We start from the raw sequence: 23,209 nt of genomic DNA, 5'->3' as shown, positions 1-23,209 counted from the left end.
CGGGCGTACTGCTCGAACACCGGCCCGACCGGTGCGGTGAGAACACCGGGGCGCGCGTGCCGCTCCCCCGCGACCGGCGCGATCTGCTGCCGTACCCGGCCGCTCCCGCGGTGTGCCGGGGCCGGGCGGCGTCCGCCGTGTCCCGAAGGGGGCGGCGGGGCAAGGGATCCAGGGGTGCGGGCACGGCATCTCGGGGCCGTTTGCCGGGTCTTCGCCATACGGCGCGCCGGACTGCCGTAGCATCACTGTGGGTCGCCCCATCCGCTCCTCGCTCAACGCTGGGAACCCGCGGCGCAGTTGGCCCGCCCGGTCGGCAGGCGTCCCGGAGGCGAACCGAGCCCTGGACTAGGGGGGTTGGATGAAGCAACGCGGGCGACACCGCCGGCGCAGGCAGGGCAGGGCGCTGCGCGCCGTGCTGGCCGGTGCCGGACTGGCCCTGACCGCCGCCGCCACGCTGATCAGCGCCTCGCAGGCCACGGTCACCGACGATCCCGGCGCGCTCAGGCCGCTCACGTCGGCCGCCGAACTGGGCGGGCTGCGGCTGACCGAACAGCCCGTCCCGGCCGGTTCGCTGGACCGGCTCGCCGCGGCGATGGGCCGGCCGGTCGACGCGGGCACGGTGCTCGGCGACACCGACCGCACCCTGCGCGACGCCGACGACTGCACGGGCACGGAGCGCAGGGCCCTGCCCGTCGAGCCGTCGGCCGCCCGCGCGTACTGCTGGGACACCGAGGACGCCGAGGACGCGGAAACCCGGGAATGGCGGCCGCAGTCGGTGGCCACCTCCGGGGACGCGGACGGCGGCAGCCGGTGGGGCGCGCACCGGGTGATCCTGTCCGGCTGGACGCACCGCGGCGACGACGCGGACCCCCGCCGTATGGCCAAGGTGGCGTTCGTCGACGCCGCCGACCCGGCCCGCCTCACCTACACCTGGGCGCTGCTCGCCGTCCCGGTGGACGGCGGACGCGACTACCGCGCGCTCGCCTCCCGTGTGTCGGGCATGGTCCGCTACCGGGACAAGCTGCTGGTCACCGCCTCCGGCGACGGCCGGCAGGCGCTCTACGTCTACGACCTGCGCCGCATCCAGCGCGCCACCGTCACCGAGGACGCCGTCGGCCGGGTGCCGGGCGGCTGGTCGGCGCACGGCTACCGCTGGGTGCTCCCGGCGGTCGCCACCTACCGTCCGGCCGAGGGCGCCTGCGGCCGACCGGCGAGCGCGGCCGGTTCGTCCGGTTCATCCGGTACGGCCGGCACGTCCCGGGTATCCGGCGCATCCGGCCGGGACGGCGTCGCCCCGGCCTGCCCGAGCAGCCTCTCCCTGGACAGCAGTTCCGTACCGGACAGCCTGGTCGCGGGCGAGACGACCCGCACGGACGGCGACCGGCGCACCCGGCTGTGGCGCTACTCCTTCAGCGCGGACCCGGCCCGCTCCGGGCTGCTGGCCGCCGACGCCACCGGGACGGTCCGGGCGGAGGAGGCGTACGAGACGGATGCGCCGGGCGTGCGCGGGGTGCTGTCGCACCGCACGGGCCTGGCCGGCCACACCGACTGGTACCTGGGCCGGACGGCCGGGAAGCGGGGCGGGCACGGCACGCTGTGGCGGCAGGACACCCAGGGCGCCGAGGCGACCGAGTGCGGCACCTCGGACGACACGCACCGCTGCTGGGGCGACGGCGTCGGCTCCCTGTCCTACGCTCCGGCGACCGGCGAACTGTGGTCGGTGTCCGGGCGGACCCTGTTCGCGGTGCCGCTGTCCGCACTCGAACACGAGCTGCACTAGACCCACCGGGGCGGCCCGGCCCGCGCGATCGACAGGAGCCCCGGCCGGATGATTCCCTGGCCGGCATGACGAACATCGCCGTGACCACCTGGTCCCTGGAGCAGACCGCGCCGACCGACCTGCTGCCGGCCAGCGCGCCCGAGGGGGACGTCCGGATCGTCCGCGCCGAGGTGCCCTCCCCCGAGTTCAACCGCTTCCTGTACGCGTCGGTGGGCGGCGACATCCGCTGGACGGACCGGCTCGGCTGGACGTACGCGCGGTGGCAGGAGTACCTGGAGCGTCCGGCGGTCGAGACCTGGGTGGCGCACGACCGGGGCACACCGGCGGGCTACATCGAGCTGGAGGCGCAGGACGACGGGGTCGTGGAGATCGTCTACTTCGGCCTGATCCCCGCCTTCCGGGGCCGCCGGATCGGCGGGCACCTGCTGTCGTACGGCACCGCCCGCGCCTGGGACCTGGCGGACCGCTGGCCGGGGCTGGCGCCGACCAAGCGGGTGTGGGTGCACACATGCAGTGAGGACGGCGAGCACGCGATGGACAACTACCAGCGGCGCGGGTTCGTCCTGTTCGACACCAAGGTCGAGGAGGAGCCGGCGCTCACCGCTCCGGGCCCCTGGCCGGGCGCGTTCCCGGCCTGAGGGCCACCCGCCCACGGCCCGTTCCCGGGCCGGACAACCGCTTTCCCCACCGCGGCTCCGCTGTGACCGACGACGCCCTTGTCCACACTCCGGGACAAGGGTGTCCACACTTTGGATAAAGGTGGACTGTGTCCAGATCGCCGTGCCACGCTGCCGTCATGTCTGGAACTGGAACCGCCTTGGTGAGCCGACGGCACGTCGACCACGGCCGCATGTCCAGCGCCATCTGTCCGGCGAGCTGACTCGCCCGCAGTGGCCTGGGGCCACGGGCACAGCACCACCGGATCTTCAGCCTCCTCCCTCCCGAGCGCAATGACGCGCCTGCCTGCCTGACTGCCCATGCGCCCGCATCCACGCAGGTCAGAGCCGCATCTTCCGCTGTCCCGAAGGACGTATCACCATGGCCGCCGCCGCTTCACAGAACTCCGTCGCGCCCCGCCGCAAGGTGAGCCGCCACCGTGGCGAGGGCCAGTGGGCCGCGGGGCACCTGACCCCGCTCAACGGCAACGAGCAGCTCAAGAAGGACGACGACGGTCTCAATGTGCGGACACGCATTGAGACGATCTACTCCAAGCGCGGATTCCACGCCATCGACCCCAACGACCTGCGGGGACGCTTCCGTTGGTGGGGTCTGTACACCCAGCGCCGCCCCGGGATCGACGGCGGGCGCACCGGCCTCCTGGAGCCCGAGGAGCTGGAGGACGAGTACTTCATGATGCGCGTCCGCATCACGGGCGGACGGCTCACCACCGAGCAGCTGCGGGCCATCGGCGAGGTCGCCGAGACCTACGCGCGGGGCACCGCGGACATCACCGACCGGCAGAACATCCAGTTCCACTGGGTGCGCATCGAGGACGTGCCCGCCATCTGGGAGCGCCTGGAGGCGGTCGGGCTGTCCACCACCGAGGCGTGCGGCGACTGCCCGCGCGGCATGCTCGGCTCCCCGGTCGCGGGTGTCGCCGAGGACGAGATCATCGACGGCACGGCGGCCCTGGACGAGATCGTCCGCCGCTACATCGGCGACCCGCGCTTCTCCAACCTGCCGCGCAAGTTCAAGACGGCCGTCTCCGGCTCGCCGCTCCTCGACGTGGCGCACGAGATCAACGACATCTCCTTCGTCGGCGTGGTCCACCCCGAGCACGGCCCCGGCTTCGACCTGTGGGTCGGCGGCGGCCTGTCCACCAACCCCCGGTTCGGGGTGCGGCTGGGCGCCTGGGTGCCCGAGGCCGAGGTGCCCGACGTCTGGGAGGGCGTCACCTCGATCTTCCGCGACTACGGCTACCGGCGGCTGCGCAACCGGGCCCGGCTGAAGTTCCTGATCGCCGACTGGGGCGCGGAGAAGTTCCGCCAGGTGCTGGAGGACGAGTACCTCGGGCGCAAGCTGATCGACGGGCCCGCGCCCGAGATGCCCGCCCGGCAGTGGCGCGACCACATCGGCGTGCACCGCCAGAAGGACGGCCGCTTCTACGTCGGTTTCGCCCCGCGCGTGGGCCGGATGGACGGCTCGCTGCTCACCAAGGTCGCCGCGCTGGCCGAGGAGCACGGCTCCGGGCGGGTCTCCACCACCGTCGAGCAGAAGATGATCGTCCTGGATGTGCCCCAGGACCGGGTCGACTCGCTGGTCGACGGTCTTGAGGCGCTGGACCTGCGGGTCAGCCCCTCCCCCTTCCGGCGCGGCACCATGGCCTGCACGGGCATCGAGTTCTGCAAGCTCGCCATCGTGGAGACCAAGGAGCGCGGCAGCGACCTCATCGACGAACTGGAGCGCCGGCTGCCCGACTTCGACGAGCCGGTCACCATCAACCTCAACGGCTGCCCGAACGCCTGCGCCCGTATCCAGACCGCGGACATCGGTCTCAAGGGGCAGTTGGTCACCGACGCCGAGGGCAACCAGGTCGGCGGCTACCAGGTGCACCTGGGCGGCGCGCTCGGCCTCGAACCGTCCTTCGGCCGCAAGGTCCGCGGTCTGAAGGTGACCTCCGCCGAACTGCCCGACTACATCGAGCGGGTCCTCAAGCGCTTCCAGGCGGAGCGCGCGGACGGCGAGCGCTTCGCGGCCTGGGCGGCACGGGCCTCGGAAGAGGCCCTGTCGTGAGCGAGCGGGCCGCGCCCTTCTACTGCCCCTACTGCGGCGAGGAGGACCTGCGTCCCGGAGAACAGGGCCACGGCGCCTGGGAATGCGGGGCGTGCAACCGGGCCTTCCAGCTGAAGTTCCTCGGGCTGCTGGCCCGGGGCTTCACGGGGAGTGCCGACGACGGAGGGGACGAGCGCACATGACGGCCGTTCAGGACGAGTGCACGGACGAGGAGTTGAAGGAGCTGGCCGAGCGGGCGGGCCGCGAGCTGGAGGACGCCTCCGCGCCGGAGATCCTCCGGTGGGCCGCCGACACCTTCGGCGAGCGGTTCTGCGTGACCTCCTCCATGGAGGACGCGGTCGTCGCCCACCTCGCCTCCCGGGCCATGCCCGGCGTGGACGTGGTGTTCCTCGACACCGGCTACCACTTCCCGGAGACCATCGGCACCCGCGACGCGGTCGAGGCCGTGATGGACGTGCGCGTCATCACCCTCACCCCGCGCCAGACGGTCGCCGAGCAGGACGCCGAGTACGGTCCGAGGCTGCACGACCGCGACCCCGACCTGTGCTGCGCGCTGCGCAAGGTGGGCCCGCTCCAGGAGGGCCTGGCGGGCTACCGGGCGTGGGCGACCGGGCTGCGCCGCGACGAGTCCCCGACCCGGGCGCACACCCCCGTGGTCGGCTGGGACGAGAAGCGGCGCAAGGTCAAGATCTCCCCGATCGCCCGCTGGACCCAGGACGACGTGGACGCCTACGTCACCGAGCACGGCGTGCTCACCAACCCGCTGCTGATGGACGGCTACGGCTCCGTCGGCTGCGCACCCTGCACCCGGCGGCTGCTGGCGGGCGAGGACGCGCGCGCCGGCCGCTGGGCGGGCCGCGCCAAGACCGAGTGCGGACTGCACGGCTGACCATGACCGAGATACAGGAGACACACGTGACGACCGGAGCCACCGTCTGGCTCACGGGTCTGCCGAGTGCCGGCAAGACCACCATCGCGCACGAGCTGGCCACCCGGCTCCGCGAGGAGGGCCACCGCGTCGAGGTCCTCGACGGCGACGAGATCCGCGAGTTCCTCTCCGCGGGCCTCGGCTTCGGCCGCGCGGACCGGCACACCAACGTGCAGCGCATCGGCTTCGTCGCCGAACTGCTCGCCCGCAACGGCGTCCTCGCGCTGGTCCCGGTGATCGCGCCGTACACGGAGAGCCGGGACGCGGTGCGCACACGGCACGTGAAGAACGGCACGGCCTACGTCGAGGTCCATGTGGCGACCCCGGTCGAGGTGTGCTCCGTACGCGATGTGAAGGGCCTGTACGCCAAGCAGGCGGCGGGCGAGCTGACCGGTCTGACGGGCGTCGACGACCCCTACGAGGAGCCGGTGTCGCCCGATCTGCGGATCGAGTCGCAGCACCAGAGCGTGCAGGAGTCCGCGGCATCGGTGTACGCGCTGCTCAGCGAAAGGGGACTGGCATGACGACGACCGTCACCGAGACCGAGGAGGGCACGGCCGGGCCGTACGCCCTCTCGCATCTGGACGCGTTGGAGTCGGAGGCGGTGCACATCTTCCGTGAGGTGGCGGGGGAGTTCGAGAATCCGGTGATCCTGTTCTCCGGGGGCAAGGACTCGATCCTGATGCTGCATCTGGCGTTGAAGGCGTTCGCGCCGGCGCCGGTGCCGTTCGCGCTGCTGCATGTGGACACCGGTCACAACTTCCCCGAGGTGCTGGCCTACCGGGACCGCACGGTGGAGCGGTACGGGCTGCGGCTGTACGTGGCGTCGGTGCAGGACTACATCGACCGGGGCGTGCTCCGCGAACGCGCCGACGGCACGCGCAATCCGCTGCAGACGCTGCCGCTGACGGAGAGCATCCGCACCGAGCGGTTCGACGCGGTGTTCGGCGGGGGACGCCGCGACGAGGAGAAGGCACGGGCCAAGGAACGGGTGTTCTCGCTGCGCGACGAGTTCTCCCAGTGGGACCCGCGCCGCCAGCGCCCCGAGCTGTGGAACCTCTACAACGGGCGCCACGCACCGGGCGAGCACGTACGCGTCTTCCCGCTGTCGAACTGGACCGAGCTGGACGTGTGGCAGTACATCGCCCGCGAGGGCATCGACCTGCCCGCCATCTACTACGCGCACGAACGCGAGGTGTTCGAGCGGGGCGGGATGTGGCTGACCGCCGGACAGTGGGGCGGCCCGCGCGAGGGTGAGAGGGTGGAGAAACGCCAGGTCCGCTACCGCACGGTCGGCGACATGTCCTGCACCGGCGCCGTCGACTCCGACGCCACCACCATCGAGAAGGTCATCACCGAGATCGCCGCCTCCCGCCTGACCGAACGCGGCGCCACCCGCGCCGACGACAAGCTCTCCGAAGCCGCGATGGAAGACCGCAAACGCGAGGGGTACTTCTAGAGATGACCACCGTGACACCCGAACACCTCGCGGCCACCACCCTGCTGCGCTTCGCCACCGCCGGATCCGTCGACGACGGCAAGTCCACCCTCGTCGGCCGCCTCCTGCACGACTCCAAGTCCGTCCTCACCGACCAGCTCGAAGCCGTCGAACGCGCCTCCGCCGGCCGCGGCCAGGACGGACCCGACCTGGCCCTGCTCACCGACGGCCTGCGCGCCGAGCGCGAGCAGGGCATCACCATCGACGTCGCCTACCGCTACTTCGCCACCCCCCGACGCCGCTTCATCCTGGCCGACACCCCCGGACATGTGCAGTACACCCGGAACATGGTCACCGGCGCCTCCACCGCGGAGCTGACGGTGATCCTCGTCGACGCCCGCAACGGCGTCGTCGAGCAGACCCGCCGCCACGCCGCCATCGCCGCCCTGCTCCGCGTCCCGCACGTGGTGCTGGCGGTGAACAAGATGGACCTGGTGGGCTACCGGGAGCCGGTGTTCGCGGCCATCGCGAAGGAGTTCACGGCGTACGCGACGGAGCTGGGCGTCCCCGAGGTCACGGCCGTCCCGATCTCCGCGCTGGCCGGGGACAACGTGGTGGAACCCTCCGCGGTCATGGACTGGTACGGCGGACCCACCGTCCTCGAACACCTGGAGACCGTCCCGGTCAGCCACGACCTGGCGCACTGCCACGCCCGGCTGCCCGTGCAGTACGTGATCCGGCCGCAGACCGCCGAGCACCCCGACTACCGCGGGTACGCCGGGCAGATCGCCGCGGGCTCCTTCCGCGTCGGTGAGGAGGTCACCGTGCTGCCCTCCGGGCGCACCTCGCGGATCTCCGGCATCGACCTGCTGGGCGAACCGGTCGAGGCGGCCTGGACGACGCAGTCGGTGACGGTGCTGCTGGAGGACGACATCGACGTCTCGCGCGGCGACCTGATCGTGCCGAGCCAGGACGCGCCGGCCACCACCCAGGACGTCGAGGCGACCGTCTGCCATGTGGCCGACGCCCCGCTGACCGTCGGCCACCGGGTGCTGCTCAAGCACGGCACCCGCACGGTCAAGGCGATCGTCAAGGACATCCCGTCCCGGCTCACCCTGGACGACCTGTCGCTGCACCCGCACCCGGGGCAGCTCGCCGCCAACGACATCGGCCGGGTCAAGATCCGCACCGCCGAGCCCCTGCCGGTCGACTCCTACGCCGACTCGCGCCGCACCGGCTCCTTCATCCTGATCGACCCCGCCGACGGCACCACCCTGACCGCGGGCATGGTCGGCGAGTCGTTCGCCGCGCCCGACCCCGTCAAGGACGCCGCCGACGAGGGCGGCTGGGACTTCTGACGATGAACTGCTTCGATTACTACTCGCTGTTCGCCAAGGAGGGCGGCCGGGTCGGCAGCGGTGCCCTCGGCAGCGGGCAGGGCGGAGTGGCGCGATGTGTGCGCTGACGTACGCGCACCGCTCGCGCGCCCTCACCCCCCACCGCAGTAGACGAAGACCTGCCGACCTCCCGGCCACGACCTGAGAGACCGTGACCGCCGGGCCTCCGAGAGGACAGCCTCCCGTGCCTGTCAACCGCTCGACCACCTTGCGCCGCGGCCTCGCCGTGGCCACCGCGCTTCCGCTGCTCGCCCTGGCTGCCTGCAGCTACGGCTCCAAGGCCGCGGACGACCCCGCCGACCAGAAGATCGCGGCGGGCGCCCAGAAGACCGACGGCCTGGACTCCGTCAAGATCGGCTACTTCGGCAACGTGACCCACGCGACCGCCCTGGTGGGGGTGCAGAAGGGCTTCTTCCAGAAGGCGCTGGGCGCCACCAAGGCCAAGTACCAGGTCTTCAACGCCGGTCCGTCCGAGATCGAGGCGCTGAACTCCGGTTCCGTCGACATCGGCTGGATCGGCCCCTCCCCCGCGATCAACGGCTACACCAAGTCGGACGGCAAGAGCCTGCGCATCGTCGGCGGTTCGGCCTCCGGCGGCGTCAAGCTGGTGGTGAACCCCGACAAGATCAAGTCCGTCGCGGACGTCAAGGGCAAGAAGATCGCCACCCCGCAGCTGGGCAACACCCAGGACGTGGCGCTGCTCAACTGGATCGCCGAGCAGGGCTGGAAGGTCGACGCGCAGAGCGGCAAGGGCGACGTGTCGGTGGTCCGCACCGACAACAAGGTCACCCCGGACGCCTACAAGGCCGGTTCCCTGGACGGCGCCTGGGTGCCGGAGCCGACCGCCTCCAAGCTGGTCGCCGAGGGCGCCAAGGTGCTGCTGGACGAGTCCGCGCTGTGGCCGGACAAGAAGTTCGTGATCACGAACATCATCGTGTCGCAGAAGTTCCTGAAGGCGCACCCCAAGGCCGTCGAGGCGGTCCTGAAGGCGTCCGTCGACACCAACAAGTGGATCAACGCCAACCCGGACGAGGCGAAGGCGGCGGCCAACAAGCAGCTCGCGGCCGACTCCGGCAAGGCACTGCCCACCGACATCCTCGACCCGGCGTGGCAGTCCATCAAGATCACCGATGATCCGCTGGCCGCCACCCTGGAGAGCCAGGCGCAGCACGCCGTGAAGGCCGGCCTGCTCAAGCAGCCCGAGCTGAACGGCATCTACGACCTCACCCTCCTGAACAAGGTGCTCAAGGCCGAGGGCGAGCCCACCGTCAGCGACGCCGATCTCGGCGTCAAGCAGCACTCCTAGCCCACGAGTTCCCAGGAGGTGACGACCATGGCCACGACCACTCTCGCCAAGGCCCCCGAGGCCGTCGAACACGCGGCACGCCTCGAGCATGTCTCGAAGTCCTTCGCGGCTCCGCGCGGGCAGCAGCTCGTGCTGGACGACATCAGTCTCGATGTCGCCCCGGGTGAGTTCGTCACCCTCCTGGGGGCCTCGGGGTGCGGCAAGTCCACCCTGCTGAACCTGGTGGCGGGTCTGGACCGGCCCAGCGCCGGGTCCATCACCACGGACGGGCGGCCCGCGCTGATGTTCCAGGAGCACGCCCTGTTCCCGTGGCTGACCGCGGGCAAGAACATCGAACTGGCCCTGCGGCTGCGGGGCGTGCCCAAGCAGGACCGGCGCGGCCGCGCCGAGGAACTGCTCGCGCTGGTCCGGCTCTCGGGCGCGTACGGCAAGCGGGTGCACGAGCTGTCGGGCGGGATGCGGCAGCGGGTGGCGCTGGCCCGCGCGCTCGCCCAGGAGAGCAACCTGCTGCTGATGGACGAGCCGTTCGCCGCGCTCGACGCCATCACCCGGGACGTCCTGCACGACGAACTGACCCGGATCTGGCAGGAGACCGGCGTCTCGGTGCTGTTCGTGACGCACAACGTGCGCGAGGCGGTGCGGCTCGCGCAGCGCGTGGTGCTGCTGTCCTCGCGGCCGGGGCGGGTGGCCCGCCAGTGGACGGTGGACATCCCGCAGCCGCGCCGCATCGAGGACGCGCCCGTGGCGGAACTGTCCCTGGAGATCACCGAAGTACTGCGTGGGGAGATCCGCCGCCATGGCCAGCACTGAGACGACGCCGACGCGGGACGCCGAACCGGCCGGCCGGGACGAGGGCCTGGGCGGGGTCGAGGCCGGACTCGACGCGCTGGAGGACACCCCGGGCGGCCGTACCCCGCTGCGGAAGACCTTCACCGACAAGATCCTGCCGCCGATCACGGCGGTCGTGGTGGTCCTGCTGCTGTGGCAGGGGCTGATCACCTTCCATGTGGTCGACGACCCGACCAAGCTGCCCTCCCCCGCCGACGTGGGCCGCGAGTTCAAGGACGCCTGGCTCCAGGGCACCCTGCTCGGCTTCATCTGGACCTCCGTCTCGCGCGGTCTGCTGGGCTTCCTGTTCGCGCTGGCCATCGGCACCCCGCTGGGCCTGGTGGTGGCCCGGGTGAAGTTCGTGCGCGCGGCCATCGGACCGGTGCTGTCGGGGCTCCAGTCGCTGCCGTCGGTGGCGTGGGTGCCGCCCGCGGTGATCTGGCTGGGCCTGAACAACTCGATGATGTACGCGGTGATCCTGCTCGGCGCGGTGCCCTCCATCGCCAACGGCCTGGTGTCCGGCATCGACCAGGTGCCGCCGCTGTTCCTGCGGGCGGGCCGCACCATGGGCGCGACCGGGCTGCGGGGCGCGTGGCACATCGTGCTGCCGGCCGCGCTGCCCGGCTATCTGGCGGGGCTGAAGCAGGGCTGGGCCTTCTCCTGGCGCTCGCTGATGGCGGCGGAGATCATCGCCTCCTCGCCCGACCTGGGCATCGGTCTGGGCGCGCTGCTGGAGAACGGCCGCAACGCCAGCTCCATGTCGCTGGTCTTCCAGGCCATCGTCCTCATCCTGTTCGTCGGCATCGCCATCGACCTGCTGATCTTCAGTCCGCTGGAGCGGTGGGTGCTGCGCAGCCGCGGTCTCTTCGTGAAGAGCTGAACGCCCATGTCCGCGCAGCCCGTCCTCCTCGTCGTCGCCCACGGCAGCCGCGATCCGCGGCATGCCGCGACCGTGCACGCCCTGGTGCGCCGGGTGCGGGCGCTGCGCCCGCACCTGCGGGTGGAGACCGGATTCCTGGACTTCAACGTGCCGTCCGTACCGGCCGTCCTGGAGTCGCTGGCGGCCGACGGCGTACGGGACGTGGTGGCGCTGCCGCTGCTGCTGACCCGCGCCTTCCACGCCAAGGCGGACATCCCGGCGGTGCTGCGCCAGGCGCCGCCGCGGCTGCGGATCCGGCAGGCCGACGTGCTGGGGCCCTCGCCGCTGCTGACGGCGGCCCTGGAACGGCGGCTGCGCGAGGCGGGGCTCGCCCCCGCCGACAGGTCCTCGACCGGGGTCGTGCTGGCCTCGGCGGGGTCCTCCGACCCGGAGGCGATCGCAGTGATCGCAGACATCGCGCGGGAGTGGCGGCGCACCGGTTGGTGTGCCGTGCGGCCTGCGTTCGCCTCCGCCTGCCTGCCGCGCACCGAGGACGCGGTGCGCGAGCTGCGGGAGCAGGGCTGTGCGCGGGTGGCCGTCGCCCCGTACGTCCTGGCGCCCGGCTTCCTCCCGGACCGGATCGCCCGGGGCGCGGCCGGCGCCGATGTCCTCGCCGAGGTGCTCGGCCCGGCCCCCGAGGTGGCCCGGGTGCTGCTGGAGCGCTACGACGCGGCGCGGCTGCCGAGGGTGGCGGCCGTGGGCGCTTAGGACCTGTCCTGGGCGCCTCTCGCGGGGGTCGCTATCGTGGCGGCCAAGGTCGAGGAGAGGGGTCGGTCGCGATGGCGGACGGCTTGGCGTGGATGGGTGAGCACTGGTACAGCGGTGCGGTCGCCAAGGACGGGATGCTCTCGGACATCAGCCTCACGGCGGTGCGGGGCGCGGACCCGGTGGACTTCGCGGTGCGCCTCGGTGCCGACCGGGCCATGGCCGAACGCCCGCCGCTGTTCAAGGACTTCGACCGGCTGAGTGTGGATCTGGGCGACAGCGTGGCGATGTTCGGCCGCGCCGGCGAGTGGTCGTACGTCCTGGAGGTCGAGCGGTCCACCTGGCACCTGGTCCTCCTGGACCGGCTGGGCCAGGACACCCTGCTGGGACCGGGCGAGGAACTCGTGTGCCTGGACCGCTTCCTGGACGAGGAGCCGTGGGTGTGCCGGGTCGACGCGGCGGGCGAGGTGGGTGCGGGCGGGCTCGGTGACAGCCTGCTGGAGAGCGCCGTCGCGGTCGAGGACCGGCTCGGGGCGTTCGCCGGGCTGGACGCGGCCATGCGCCGGGCCGGTGCGGTGCGGGACACCTTCCCCGGCTGCGAGGACCCGGAGGACGAGGCGGAGGAGCTGGCGAAGCGGCTGTTCGGGGCGGTGGGCGACGAGCTCGGGCTGTCGCTGCCGCGCCGGGAGATCGAGCTGGGCCTGCTGCCCGCGGTGCATCTGCCCTCACCGGTGTGAGCCGCGGCGGGGGCGCCGTGCCCGCTCGGCACGGCGCCCCCGGTGAGTGAGTGAGTGAGGTGGTGCTGCTACTGGTTGTTCGCGGTCATGGTGCACCGCACGGCGGTCGCGCTGTCCTCGGAGCACGCCGCGCGCACGTTGGTGTCCAGCCAGTACGGATCCCGGTCCAGCAGGCGCTGGTTGGCGTTGAAGGAGCCGAAGGCGGCCATCGAACCGCTGTTGTCGTTGCCGGAGATCGCGGACCGCCCGCAGACCTCCTTCCACGTCGGGGTGTGGCCGTCGATGTTGAACAGGTGCACGGTGCCGCCCTGCTTGCTCGCCAGGGTCTGCACACAGGCGTCACCGCTGCCGACCGGGTTCAGGCCACCCGCGAGCGAGGGCATGCCGCCGCTGTTGTAGGTGGCGTTGAACGCGAACTCGTCGCAGTTCAGCTCCTTGTCCGTGGCGCCGTTGAGGGCGCTGGTGTCACCGTTGGCGGCCGCCCACCCGGTGGGGCAGATCACCGTCCGGTTGCCGCTGATGTCGCCGTCGGGCAGGAAGTACAGCGGCTTGCTGTCGGCCTTGCTGCCGGGGTGGTTGGACAGCTTGTGCTGGATGAGCCAGGCGTGCGACGAGGCCTGCGGGTACTTGGCCGCGTTGAAGGTGTAGGTCGGCACGTAGTTGTGGAACACGCAGCCGGTCGTCGGCACCTTGCTGACGATCTTGGTGTTGTCGCAGCGGATCTGGTCGGGAGCCCCGCCGTTCTCCAGGTCGCCGCCCGCGACGTCCATGAAGACCGCGGGGGTCGTCTGCACCGTCTGGCCGGGGATCTTCGGGTTGCCCTGGAGGGCGACCGCGACGCCGAGCTTCATCACCTGCGGCTTGCTGGTGTTCGGCCCGGACAGGTCCGGCGCCCAGAGGTAGGAGGCGTCGGCAAAGACGCTGTGGTGGTCACCGGGCACCCAGGCGGCCGCGCCGGTCCAGCCGCTGACGTTCTGGACGCCGCAGTTGCCGGAGGGCTCGCAGTCGATCTTCGGGGCGTCCAGGGTGAACGCGGGGATGGTCGCCGGGACGTCCACGTCGGTGACGTTGATCCGCTCGGTGATGTTCCCCGACTTCGGGTCCAGCTTGCGCTCGTTGACCACCAGCGCCTTCACGGTGCCCACGGGGGCGTCGTTGAGGGTCGCCTCCCACGCCATGGTGAACGAGGAGCACTCCTCGAAGCGCGTCGTCCACAGCCCCTTGCGCGGGGCGGCCGGGTCGCAGCCGCTGACCAGGGACGCCTGCGCGGCGGCCCGCTGCCGGGCGCCGGCCGCCCGGTGGAGGGTGAAGTTGCGGCCGTCGTAGGGCTCGGCGCTGGCGCACACCTTCACCCCGTCGGACGAGGTGGTGCAGTGGGTTCCGGACGTCCCGAGGACGGCGGCGGGGGTGCGGCTCGCGCCGGCCGCGGTCTGCCACGGGGAGGCGGGTGCCAGGGTGTCGGTGTACGGCTGCGCGGTCTGGTCCGGGTTCGCCGCCGAGGCGTTGGGGGCCGGCAGGGCGAGGTCGACGGGCATCCTGACGCGGAAGCGCGCCCACGGCGACCACGACGTCTCGTACAGGCCGCTTTCCTTGGCGTAGGCGGAGGTGTGGAAGACGTAGTCGGTGTTCGGCTTCAGCCGGCCCGCCCCCACGCTCACGGAGGCGGTGGCACCGGACTTGACGAAGTCGGACACCAGGACGCCGTACTGGTTGTCGCTGATCTTCACCTGGGTCTTGGCGTTGCCCGCGGAGTCGGCGGTCCAGACCTCGAAGGTGAGGTTGGCGGTGCCGCCGTCGGCGTTGGTCACGGTGTTGCTCAGCTTGACCTTGGGGGTGCTGACCTGCCAGACGCCGGAGGCGTCCTTCTTGCCCGGCCCCGCCGAGGGGTTCTTGCCCGACACCGGCCGGGACGCCGCGGCGGCGGTGGCCTTCAGCGCGGGCCCGGCGGCCGGCCGGGACGACGGCGCGGCGTTCGGGTCCGGGTTGCGCACGAAACCGCCGCCGTCGGCCGCGGTCGCGCTCGCCATCCCGGATCCCGCGAACAGCAGCGCCGCGGTGGCGACGGCTGCCCGGTGAAGGATGAGCTTTCTTCTGGACGTACCAGACAAGACGTTTCCCTTCTGGCTCCGTCCCATGGGTCCCCCCGGGGCGGAGCTGGTTCCTTCTCTGCTGCTTCCCGTACACGGGTGCCGGTCCGCTCGTGCCGCTCGCGCCCACGGCGACGAGGCCCGGCCGCGACGTCCGTGCGACGCCGCCGCACCTTCCTATGCCGACGGGCACATGACAAGCCAGCAGATAAACCACGGCGCACCGGACAAGGGGGGCGCAACGCGACTGTGTCCATCCCCATGTTTGGCCGTGGTTGTGCGCTCGGGTGTGAAGGTTCCATGGGGATCGGCGGCGTGCACCGGCCGGGAGGTGACGGTCAGTCGAAGCGCAGGGAACCCGTGCGGGTGCGCTTGAGTTCGAAGAAGTCGGGGTGCGCCGCCAGGACCCGGAAGCTGTCGAAGAGCCGGGCCGCCTCGGTGCCGCGCGGCACCGCCCGCAGGACCGGTCCGAACCAGACCGTGCCGTCGACATGGAGGGTCGGCGTGCCGACATAGCCGCCGGAGCCGGGTTCCGTGCCCGCCCGGTGGCTGCGGCGCACGGCGTCGTCGTACGCCGGGTCGTGCGCGGCGCGCGCCAGGTCGGCGGGCAGACCGAGTTCGGCGAGGGAGTCGGCGACGACCGCGTCGAAGTCGTCCTGGCCGCCCTCGTGGATGCGGGTGCCGAACGCGGTGTAGAGGTCGCGCAGGACGACGTCCCCGTGGCCCTCGCCGAGCCGTTCGGCGGCGGCCACGGCCACCCGCACCGGGCCGATCGACCGGTCGACGAGGTCGCGGTACCAGTCGGGCAGGTCGTTGCCGGTGTTGTGCAGGTGGAGGCTCATCACGTGGAAGCGGAGGTCGAGCGGGCGCTGCCGCTCGACCTCCAGCAGCCAGCGGGAGGTGATCCAGGCGAAGGGACAGGCCGGGTCGAAGAAGAAGTCGACCCGCGCGGGCGCGGTGGTGTCCCCGCCGGACCGGTCGGGCTGGTCGGGCTGGTCGTGCTGACTGGGCTGGTCGGGCTGGTCGGGCTGACCGGAGTGCGTCATACCGACGACGCTAGGCGCCGGGCGGTACCGGGGCACGGCCCAATCAGCGGCTCGTTTCCTGGTCCTCTTCGACCGCCCGGTCGGCGAGGCGGACCAGTTCCGCGATCGGCAGCGACCCGGCCTCCCGGCGTTCGGCGGCGAAGGCGCCGGCCAGCCGTTGCAGCAGTTCGTTGAGCGGGACCGGCACGCCGTGCAGCCGCCCCAGCAGGACGATCTCGCCGTTGAGGTGGTCCGCCTCGATGCTGCCGGTGCCCCGGGTGAGGGACTGCCACGAGGAGCCGCCGCCGCGCGGGACACCGGGCAGCGGCACCAGGGTCATCCGGCCCTCGCGGGCCGCCTGCTGCTCCTTCTCGCTCGCGTACGCGATCCCGGCCGCGTCCAGCACCGCCTCCCCCTCGGCGCGCACCCTGGCGTACAGCTCTCGCGCCGCCTCGCTCTCCAGGGGGCCGCTGACGGCCTCCATGGCGTTGGCGAGGTTGCTCAGGAGCTTGGCGTACTGCCAGCGGGCCACGTCCGGGACGACCGGTGCCCCCAGCCGGGACGCCTCCAGGTCGGCGGCGATCGCCCGCAGGGTGTCGTCGGTGCCGTGCGGGTACCGGCCCAGGTGGAGGATGCCGGTCAGGGGGCTTCCGGCGGCGGAGACGGCGCCGGGTTCCAGGTGGGTGGCGGGCAGCCAGATGCAGACGCCGTACACCCGGCGGAAGCGGCGCAGGGCGCGGCGCTGCCCCTCGACGCCGTTCTGGGCGCACAGCAGCGGCAGCCGCTCGGCCGCCGTGCCGCCGCCCTCGACCGGCGCCGGTCCCCAGGCGTCGAGCGCCGCCTCGGTGTCCTGTGTCTTGACGGCCAGGACCAGTACGTCGTCGGCGCGCAGCGCGCCCAGTGCCGCGGGTCCGTCCACGGCGGGCAGCCGCAGGACCGTTTCGCCTTCCGGCACCGTCAGCCGCAGCCCGTCCGCGCGCAGTGCCGCGAGGTGCGCGCCGCGCGCGACGAGCACCACCTCGCGCCCGCTCTGCGCGAGCCGCCCCCCGACCGCTCCGCCGACCGCCCCTGCCCCGATGATGATGTAGCGCATGGGAGGAGCCTCCCACAGCGCCGGCCGTGGTCCGTCGAGAGATCCAGGAGTTTCCGTGCAGCCCTTCGATTCCCTCCTCCTCGGCGGCGAGCTGCCCGTGCGCCGGCTCGGCTACGGCACCGCGCAGCTCACCGGCCCCGGCTACTGGGGCCCGCGCGGTGCCGCCCGGGACGCGGTGGCGGTGCTGCGGCGGGCGGTGGAGCGCGGGGTGACCCTGATCGACACCGCCGACAACTACGGCCCCGACGTCGCCGAGGAGTTGGTGGCCGAGGCCCTGCACCCCTACCCGGAGGCCGTGGTGGTGGCCACCAAGGGCGGGGTGGTGCGCACCGGTCCCGACGCCTGGCACGTGGACGGGCGGCCGGAGGCGCTGCGCGCGATGTGCGAGGCGAGTCTGCGCCGGCTGCGCCGGGAGCGGATCGACCTGTACCAGCTGCACCGGCTGGATCCGGCGGTGCCCCTGGCCGAACAGCTGGGCGCGCTGGCCGAGTTGCGGACCGAGGGCAAGATCCGGCACATCGGTCTGGACACCGTCACCGCGGACCAGCTCACCGCCGCGCTGGAGGTGACGGAGGTGGTCTCGGTGCAGAACCGCTACCACCTGCTCGACCGGGCCGGAGAGCCGCTGCTGCGGCTGTGCGAGGCGCGCGGCATCGCCTTCCTGCCGTGGTTCCCGCTGGGCAACGGGGAGTTGACCGGGCACCCGGTGTGCGCGGAGACCGCCGCCCGGCACGGGGCCGCGCCGGGGCAGATCGCGCTGGCCTGGCTGCTGCACCACTCCCCCGTGCTCTGCCCGACCCCGGGCACGGGCACGCTCGGTCATCTGGAGGAGAACCTGGACGCGGCCGGGGTGCGGCTCACGGCGGCCGACCTGGCCCGCCTCGACGCCCTCGCCGCTCCCGCGCACCGCGGTTGACCTTGCCCCTGGGGCAGGGTGGAGCGTCGCGGCATGGACCAGAGATATCTGCGGCAGACGCCGTACAGCGATCCGGGCGGGCTCGACGTGCGGGCGCTGCCGCGCGATCCCGGCCGGCTGGCGGGGCTCGTACGGGACCTGATCATCCACCGGGGCGAGGGCGAGCGGTTCGGCTGGACGGTCCCCCGCGACCGGCTGCATCATGACGCGGAGGCGCGGTACGTCACCGGCATCCTCCGCCTGCTGGCCGAGCGCGGCGCCGCTCCGCTCACCGAACCCCGGCCGCCCGCACAGCGGTTCGTGGGCACCTGCCGGGACTTCGCCCTGCTGCACTGCTCGCTGCTGCGGGCGACCGGGACGCCCGCCCGGATCCGCTGCGGCTTCGCCACGTACTTCGAGGACGGCTGCTTCGCCGACCACTGGGTCACCGAGTTCCGCACGCCGCAGGGTACGTGGCGGCTGGCCGACGCCCAGCTCCACCACACCTACGAGGGCCTGGACTTCGATCCCGTGGACGTGCCGCGCGACCGGTTCCTGGTGGCGGCGGACGCCTGGCGGGCCTGCCGCTCGGGGCGGGCCGACCCGCGGCGGTTCGGTGTGATCGGCCTGGAGGGGGTCGCCGGGCTGTGGTTCGTCGGCGCCGACCTGCTGCGCGACCTGGCCGCGCTGAACGGCGTCGAACTGCTCCCCTGGGACATGTGGGGCCCGGGGGCGGCCGACGACTCGGCGCTCGACGCGGCGCACCTCGCCCTCCTCGACACCGTCGCCGCCGCCCGCACCGAGGAGGAACTGCGGGAGCTGTACGCCCGGGAGGCGCGGCTCACCGTCCCGGAGGTGATCACCTCGTACACCACGCACACCGGGGTGCGGGAGGTCACCCTGCGGTCAGCTCCACGAGTCTGAGGACGGTGTTCCAGTTGCGGCTGGTGGCGATCAGGCCCTTGTTCACCCCGGCCCCGGACAGCCACTGGGCGAGCCGGGAGCGGCCGATGCCGTCGGGCGCGTAGAGGTACAGGGCCCGGTCGCCGAGCCGGAACTCCTCGGGCAGGAAGGCGGCCCGGTCGATGCCCTCGTAGCGGGCCGGGCCGGGGTCCGCGGAGAAGTAGGTGACGTGGAGCTGGCGGGGCTCCAGCGCGGCGGCCGGGAAGGGGCACGCCTCGACGACGGCCCGCAGATAGGCGTGGTCGCGCACGAGGACGTCCACCGGGAAGCCGAACCGCTGCTCGACCTCCGCCCCGAGCCGGGCCGCGAGCGCCTCCTCGTCGCCGTCCGCCGCGGTGAAGACGGCCTGGCCGCTCTGGAGGTGCGTGCGGACGTCCCCGAGGCCCAGCTCGCCCATCAGGGCGCGCAGCCCGGCCATCGGGAGCTTCCGGCTGCCGCCCACGTTGATCCCGCGCAGCAGCGCCGCGTACGTCGTCATCGCCTCAGCCTAGGGCCTCTCGTTTGGATCAGGCCGGGCTGGGCCCACTCCCCCGACCCTGATCAACTGCCCCGAGAGGTCCGGGTAGATGTAAGGGGCCGGGGTCCTCCCTGGTGCGGAGAGGGCGGGGACCCGGGGGAGGAGCGGCGGCGGTCGCGGTTCACCTGGCGGTACGACGATCCGGGCGCGGGCGGCCCCTAGCGTCGTTCCCGGAGGTGGCGGCAGGGGGCCGGCGCCGCGCACGAGCCCCGTGGAACACCGCCGTCGGGGCCTGGAGGGGACAGGGCCGTCATGGGGAGACGAGGGGGCGGGGCCGTCATGGGACGACCGGACGCACGGGTACGGGGGTTCGCCGCGCGGGCGGGCGGCTGGAGCGCCCGGCACCGCTGGGCGGCGGTGGGCATCTGGGTGCTGTTCGTCGTCCTGGCGCTGGGGCTCGGCTCGGCCGCCGGGCGGCTCGACGTCAAGGACAGCGACCAGCTCAAGGGCGAGACACACACCGCCGCGAAGATCATCGAGGACGCGGGGATCAAGGAGCCGGCGGGCGAGAGCGTCCTGGTGCAGGCGAGGGACGGCTCCGTCAGGGCCACCGACGCCGCCTTCCGGGCCGCGGTCGCCGACGTGGTGAAGGCGGTCGGGGCCACCGGCGAGGTCACGGGGGTGAAGTCGCCGTACACGACGGGGACGGTCTCCGAGGACGGCCGCAGCGCGCTGGTGCAGTTCGACATGCGCGGTGACGCGGAGAGCGCGGGCGAGCGCGTCGGGACCGTGCTGGACGCCGTCGGGAAGGTGCAGCGCGCGCACTCCTCGCTGCGGGTCGAGGAGATCGGCGCCGCCAGCATGAACAAGCAGTACTCCGACGCCTTCGGCAACGACTTCAAGCAGGCCGAGTACTCGGCCGTGCCGGTCGCGCTGGGCATCCTGCTGATCGCCTTCGGCGCGCTGGTCGCGGCGCTGCTGCCGGTGGCCCTCGCCGTCACCGCGATCATGGCGACGATGGGTCTGATGGGCCTCGTCAGCCACCTCCAGCCGATGAGCGACACCGCCAACTCGGTGATGCTGCTGGTCGGTATGGCGGTCGGGGTCGACTACTGCCTGTTCTATCTGCGCCGCGAGCGCGAGGAGCGGGCCGCCGGGCGCGACGCGGGAACCGCGCTGCGCATCGCCGCGGCCACCAGCGGCCGGGCGATCGTCGTCTCCGGGGTCACGGTGTGCGTGGCCATGGCGGGCATGCTGTTCACCGGGCTCGCCGAGTTCGAGGCGATGGGTCTGGCCTCGCTGATCGTGGTGGCGGTGGCCATGGTCGGTTCCGTCACCGTGCTGCCCGCGCTGCTGTCGCTGCTGGGCGAGCGGGTGGAGAAGGGCCGGCTGCCGTTCCTGCGGCGGCGCGGGAACGGGCCACGGGAGAGCAGGTTCTGGGCGGCCGTGGTGCGCCGGGTGCTGGCCCGGCCGGTGGTGTCGGTGGCGGTGGCGCTCGGCGCGCTGCTGGCGCTGGCCGCGCCGGCGCTGGGCATGAAGACGTCCCAGCTGACGCTGGACCAGGAGTTCGGTGACTCGCTGCCCATCGTGCAGACGTACCAGCGGGTCAACGAGGCGTTCCCGGGCGGCTCGCAGCCCGCGCAGGTGGTGGTCTCGGCGCGGGACATCCAGGCACCCGAGGTGCGCTCCGCGCTGGCGGAGTTCAAGGAGCGGGCGATCGGCTCGGGCGCCTCGCGCGGTCCGGTGGACGTCAAGGTGTACGCGGAGCGGAACGTCGCCCTGGTGTCGGTGCCGCTGGTCGGCGGCTCCGACTACGACCGGGCCGGCGCGAGCCTGGAGAAGCTGCGCGAGGAGGTGCGACCGGCCACGCTCGGCGCGGTGGCGGGGGTGCGGGCGCCGGTCACCGGGCAGGTGGCGGGCTCCCACGACTTCAACGACCAGCTCGTCGGCTCGGTCGTCCCGGTCTTCGTGTTCGTGGTGGTCTTCGCCTTCCTGCTGATGCTGCTGTCGTTCCGCTCGCTGACGGTCGCCGTCACCTCGATCGTGCTGAACCTGCTGTCGGTGGGCGCGGCCTACGGCATCCTGGTCGCCGTCTTCCAGCACGGCTGGGGCGCGTCCCTGGTCGGTGCCCACGGCGTCGGCGCGATCGTCACCTGGCTGCCGCTGTTCCTGTTCGTGATCCTGTTCGGCCTGTCGATGGACTACCACGTGTTCGTGGTCTCCCGGATCCGCGAGGCGCGGGCGCGCGGGCGCGGCACCCGGGACGCCATCCAGCACGGTGTGGTCACCACGGCGGGGGTCGTCACCAGCGCCGCCGTCATCATGGTCGCCGTGTTCGCGATCTTCGGGACGCTGTCCATGCAGTCCATGAAGCAGATGGGCGTGGGCCTGGCCGCCGCGGTCCTGATCGACGCCACCGTGATCCGCGGTGTGCTGCTGCCCGCGGTGATGTCCCTGCTGGGCGAGCGCAACTGGTACCTGCCCAGGTGGCTGCGCCGGATGCCCGACCTCACCCACGACGAGGCGCCCGAGCCGGTGGTCCGGCCGGTCCCGGAGGACCGGGGCGAGCCGGTCGGCGTGTGAGCCGCTGACCCGCGGCCGGTGTGCGGCGGTGGGCCCGCCGGTTCCGAGGGGAACCGGCGGGCCCTCGCGCGTCCCGGTCTGGCCGGTCAGGCGCCGGCGCGGACCGCCGCGAGTTCGGCCTCGATCAGGTCGGCCGCCCGGCGGGTGCCGCCCTCCCCGGCCATCTCCTCGCGGATCTGTGCCAGCCGCCGCGCCACCTCGGGGTCGCCGACCAGGGCGAGGGCGTTCTCGCGCAGCGCCTCGGCGGTGGCCTCCTCGGTGGGCAGCTGCCGGGCGACGCCGAGCGCCTGGAGCATGTCGGCGTTGCCGAACTGGTCGACGGCCTGCGGTACGGCGATCATCGGGGTGCCGGTGGCCAGCCCCTCCTGGCTGCCGCCCGCCCCGGCGTGGGTGACGAACAGGTCGGCCTGCTTGAGGACGGCCAGTTGCGGGACCCAGGAGCGGACCTCCACGTTGTCCGGTACCTCGCCCAGTTCGGCGGGGTCGACGTGGCGGCCGATCTGGAGCACCAGGTGCCAGCCGGGCAGGGTGCCGAACGCCTCCACGCAGGCGCGGTAGAAGGCGGGCTGCTTGGTGAAGGACGAGCCCAGCGAGACGAGGACGACCTTGTCGGCGCCGGCGGGCCGCTGCCAGTCGCCCTCGGCGCTCCGGTCGCCCTGGCAGGCGCCGACGAAGGTGTACGTCGTCTCGTCCACCCGGTCGGCGTTCGGCTGGAGCGCCTTCGGGATGAGCACCAGGGAACGGGCGGGGCGCCCGGCGAACACGTCGGGGTGCAGGGTGATGCCGTTCTCCTCCAGCCAGGCGCCGAAGCGGGCGTAGTAGGCCCGGCCGCGCTCGGTCTGGAGGGGCTCGCGCCACATCGGCTCGGCGATCTCCTGCTCGTAGCCCTCCCAGGCGACGAGGTTCGGGGAGAGCGAGACGACGGGCACGCCCCAGCGGTGGCCCAGGACCCGGGCCGGGTAGGAGGTGATGTCGTGCAGGACGAGGTCCGGTTCGTCGCCCTCGTAGGCGTCGAGGAGCTGCGGGAGCGCCTGGATCGCGTCGGCGAGGAACGGCTCGACGTTGTCCAGCAGGGTGCTCCCCCAGGCTTCCGGGTCGGCGTCGGGCCCCGGCAGGGTGCTGTTCCACAGCTTGGGTTCGGCGCCGGTCTCCGCGACCTTCTCCGCGAAGGACGGCGGGATGGCGTACGTCACCCGGTGGCCCCGCGCGACGAGTTCGCGGATCACCTCCAGGCTGGGGTTCACGTGGCCGTGGGCGGCGACGGAGAACATGGCGATGTGCGCGGGAGTGGTCATGTCCCCGACCCTAGGCGAGACGAGACGTCTCGTACAACTC

Annotated in this window: 20 protein-coding genes and 1 pseudogene; 16 read left to right on the top strand and 5 right to left on the bottom strand. The window is 72.7% G+C overall.

Translation table 11 applies throughout. From position 1 onward, the window contains the following. Positions 1–358: 358 nt before the first annotated feature. From A8713_RS25470 to A8713_RS25410, 13 genes are all read left to right on the top strand, one after another. Complete coding sequence (locus tag A8713_RS25470; RefSeq protein ID WP_064535880.1) at positions 359–1,780, top strand: hypothetical protein; 1,422 nt, start codon at positions 359–361, stop codon at positions 1,778–1,780. A 65-nt stretch (positions 1,781–1,845) separates the two neighbouring features. After that, on the top strand, positions 1,846–2,418 hold the full coding sequence (locus A8713_RS25465) for a GNAT family N-acetyltransferase (RefSeq protein ID WP_064535879.1): 573 nt from the start codon (positions 1,846–1,848) through the stop codon (positions 2,416–2,418). A 400-nt stretch (positions 2,419–2,818) separates the two neighbouring features. Continuing rightward, the gene (locus A8713_RS25460) at positions 2,819–4,513 is read left to right on the top strand and encodes a nitrite/sulfite reductase (protein WP_064535878.1); all 1,695 of its coding nucleotides are present in this window, start codon (positions 2,819–2,821) and stop codon (positions 4,511–4,513) included. Next, positions 4,510–4,695, top strand: a complete 186-nt coding sequence (locus A8713_RS25455) for a hypothetical protein (protein WP_064535877.1) — start codon at positions 4,510–4,512, stop codon at positions 4,693–4,695. Before A8713_RS25460 ends, A8713_RS25455 begins: the two co-directional genes overlap by 4 nt. After that, positions 4,692–5,402 (top strand): phosphoadenylyl-sulfate reductase, encoded by a 711-nt coding sequence (locus A8713_RS25450; RefSeq protein WP_064535876.1) that lies wholly within the window; start codon positions 4,692–4,694, stop codon positions 5,400–5,402. Before A8713_RS25455 ends, A8713_RS25450 begins: the two co-directional genes overlap by 4 nt. A gap of 26 nt (positions 5,403–5,428) precedes the next feature. After that, a complete protein-coding gene (cysC, locus tag A8713_RS25445) occupies positions 5,429–5,965 on the top strand; it encodes an adenylyl-sulfate kinase (protein WP_064537708.1) in 537 nt (178 codons plus the stop codon). Next, positions 5,962–6,900, top strand: coding sequence for a sulfate adenylyltransferase subunit CysD (cysD, locus tag A8713_RS25440; protein WP_064535875.1), 939 nt, complete (start codon positions 5,962–5,964; stop codon positions 6,898–6,900). The genes cysC and cysD overlap by 4 nt, the downstream gene beginning before the upstream one ends. 2 nt (positions 6,901–6,902) lie before the next feature. Continuing rightward, entirely contained in the window at positions 6,903–8,237 is a 1,335-nt protein-coding gene (locus A8713_RS25435; protein ID WP_064535874.1) for a sulfate adenylyltransferase subunit 1, read from the top strand. 223 nt (positions 8,238–8,460) lie between these two features. Further along, positions 8,461–9,582: an aliphatic sulfonate ABC transporter substrate-binding protein gene (locus tag A8713_RS25430; RefSeq protein WP_064535873.1), complete on the top strand. Its 1,122-nt coding sequence runs from the start codon at positions 8,461–8,463 to the stop codon at positions 9,580–9,582. A gap of 27 nt (positions 9,583–9,609) precedes the next feature. Continuing rightward, the gene (locus tag A8713_RS25425; protein ID WP_064535872.1) at positions 9,610–10,392 is read left to right on the top strand and encodes an ABC transporter ATP-binding protein; all 783 of its coding nucleotides are present in this window, start codon (positions 9,610–9,612) and stop codon (positions 10,390–10,392) included. Beyond that, positions 10,379–11,290: an ABC transporter permease gene (locus A8713_RS25420; protein ID WP_064535871.1), complete on the top strand. Its 912-nt coding sequence runs from the start codon at positions 10,379–10,381 to the stop codon at positions 11,288–11,290. The genes A8713_RS25425 and A8713_RS25420 overlap by 14 nt, the downstream gene beginning before the upstream one ends. Positions 11,291–11,296: 6 nt before the next feature. Further along, positions 11,297–12,037: a sirohydrochlorin chelatase gene (locus tag A8713_RS25415; protein WP_018564361.1), complete on the top strand. Its 741-nt coding sequence runs from the start codon at positions 11,297–11,299 to the stop codon at positions 12,035–12,037. A 71-nt stretch (positions 12,038–12,108) separates the two neighbouring features. Continuing rightward, complete coding sequence (locus A8713_RS25410; protein ID WP_064535870.1) at positions 12,109–12,771, top strand: hypothetical protein; 663 nt, start codon at positions 12,109–12,111, stop codon at positions 12,769–12,771. A gap of 68 nt (positions 12,772–12,839) precedes the next feature. Here the strand turns inward: A8713_RS25410 and A8713_RS25405 are convergent, their stop codons facing one another. From A8713_RS25405 to A8713_RS25395, 3 genes are all read right to left on the bottom strand, one after another. Continuing rightward, positions 12,840–14,798 (bottom strand): hypothetical protein, encoded by a 1,959-nt coding sequence (locus tag A8713_RS25405; protein WP_064535869.1) that lies wholly within the window; start codon positions 14,796–14,798, stop codon positions 12,840–12,842. 398 nt (positions 14,799–15,196) lie between these two features. After that, on the bottom strand, positions 15,197–15,904 hold the full coding sequence (locus A8713_RS25400; protein WP_064535868.1) for a mycothiol-dependent nitroreductase Rv2466c family protein: 708 nt from the start codon (positions 15,902–15,904) through the stop codon (positions 15,197–15,199). Positions 15,905–15,947: 43 nt separating this feature from the next. After that, entirely contained in the window at positions 15,948–16,976 is a 1,029-nt protein-coding gene (locus A8713_RS25395; RefSeq protein ID WP_064535867.1) for a ketopantoate reductase family protein, read from the bottom strand. A gap of 55 nt (positions 16,977–17,031) precedes the next feature. On the opposite strand from A8713_RS25395, the gene A8713_RS25390 reads away from it, so the two are divergent. Beyond that, positions 17,032–17,892 carry an aldo/keto reductase gene (locus tag A8713_RS25390; protein ID WP_064535866.1) on the top strand — a complete coding sequence of 287 codons (861 nt, stop codon included), beginning with the start codon at positions 17,032–17,034 and terminating at the stop codon, positions 17,890–17,892. 33 nt (positions 17,893–17,925) lie between these two features. Further along, positions 17,926–18,795 (top strand): transglutaminase-like domain-containing protein, encoded by an 870-nt coding sequence (locus A8713_RS25385; protein WP_064535865.1) that lies wholly within the window; start codon positions 17,926–17,928, stop codon positions 18,793–18,795. Here A8713_RS25385 and A8713_RS25380 read toward each other — a convergent pair. Further along, positions 18,767–19,312: a DUF1697 domain-containing protein gene (locus A8713_RS25380; RefSeq protein ID WP_064535864.1), complete on the bottom strand. Its 546-nt coding sequence runs from the start codon at positions 19,310–19,312 to the stop codon at positions 18,767–18,769. The genes A8713_RS25385 and A8713_RS25380 overlap by 29 nt on opposite strands. 318 nt (positions 19,313–19,630) lie before the next feature. Here A8713_RS25380 and A8713_RS25375 point away from each other — a divergent pair, with 318 nt between their 5' ends. Beyond that, entirely contained in the window at positions 19,631–21,874 is a 2,244-nt protein-coding gene (locus A8713_RS25375) for an MMPL family transporter (protein ID WP_064535863.1), read from the top strand. Positions 21,875–21,960: 86 nt separating this feature from the next. Here the strand turns inward: A8713_RS25375 and mgt are convergent. Further along, positions 21,961–23,206 (bottom strand): annotated as a pseudogene (gene mgt / locus A8713_RS25370) (macrolide-inactivating glycosyltransferase). Positions 23,207–23,209: the final 3 nt, after the last annotated feature.

The organism is Streptomyces sp. SAT1, from assembly GCF_001654495.1.
GTDB classification, from domain to species: domain Bacteria; phylum Actinomycetota; class Actinomycetes; order Streptomycetales; family Streptomycetaceae; genus Streptomyces; species Streptomyces andamanensis.
The sequence above is the reverse complement of the archived record's forward strand: the minus strand, read 5'-3'. Positions and strand labels throughout refer to the sequence as shown.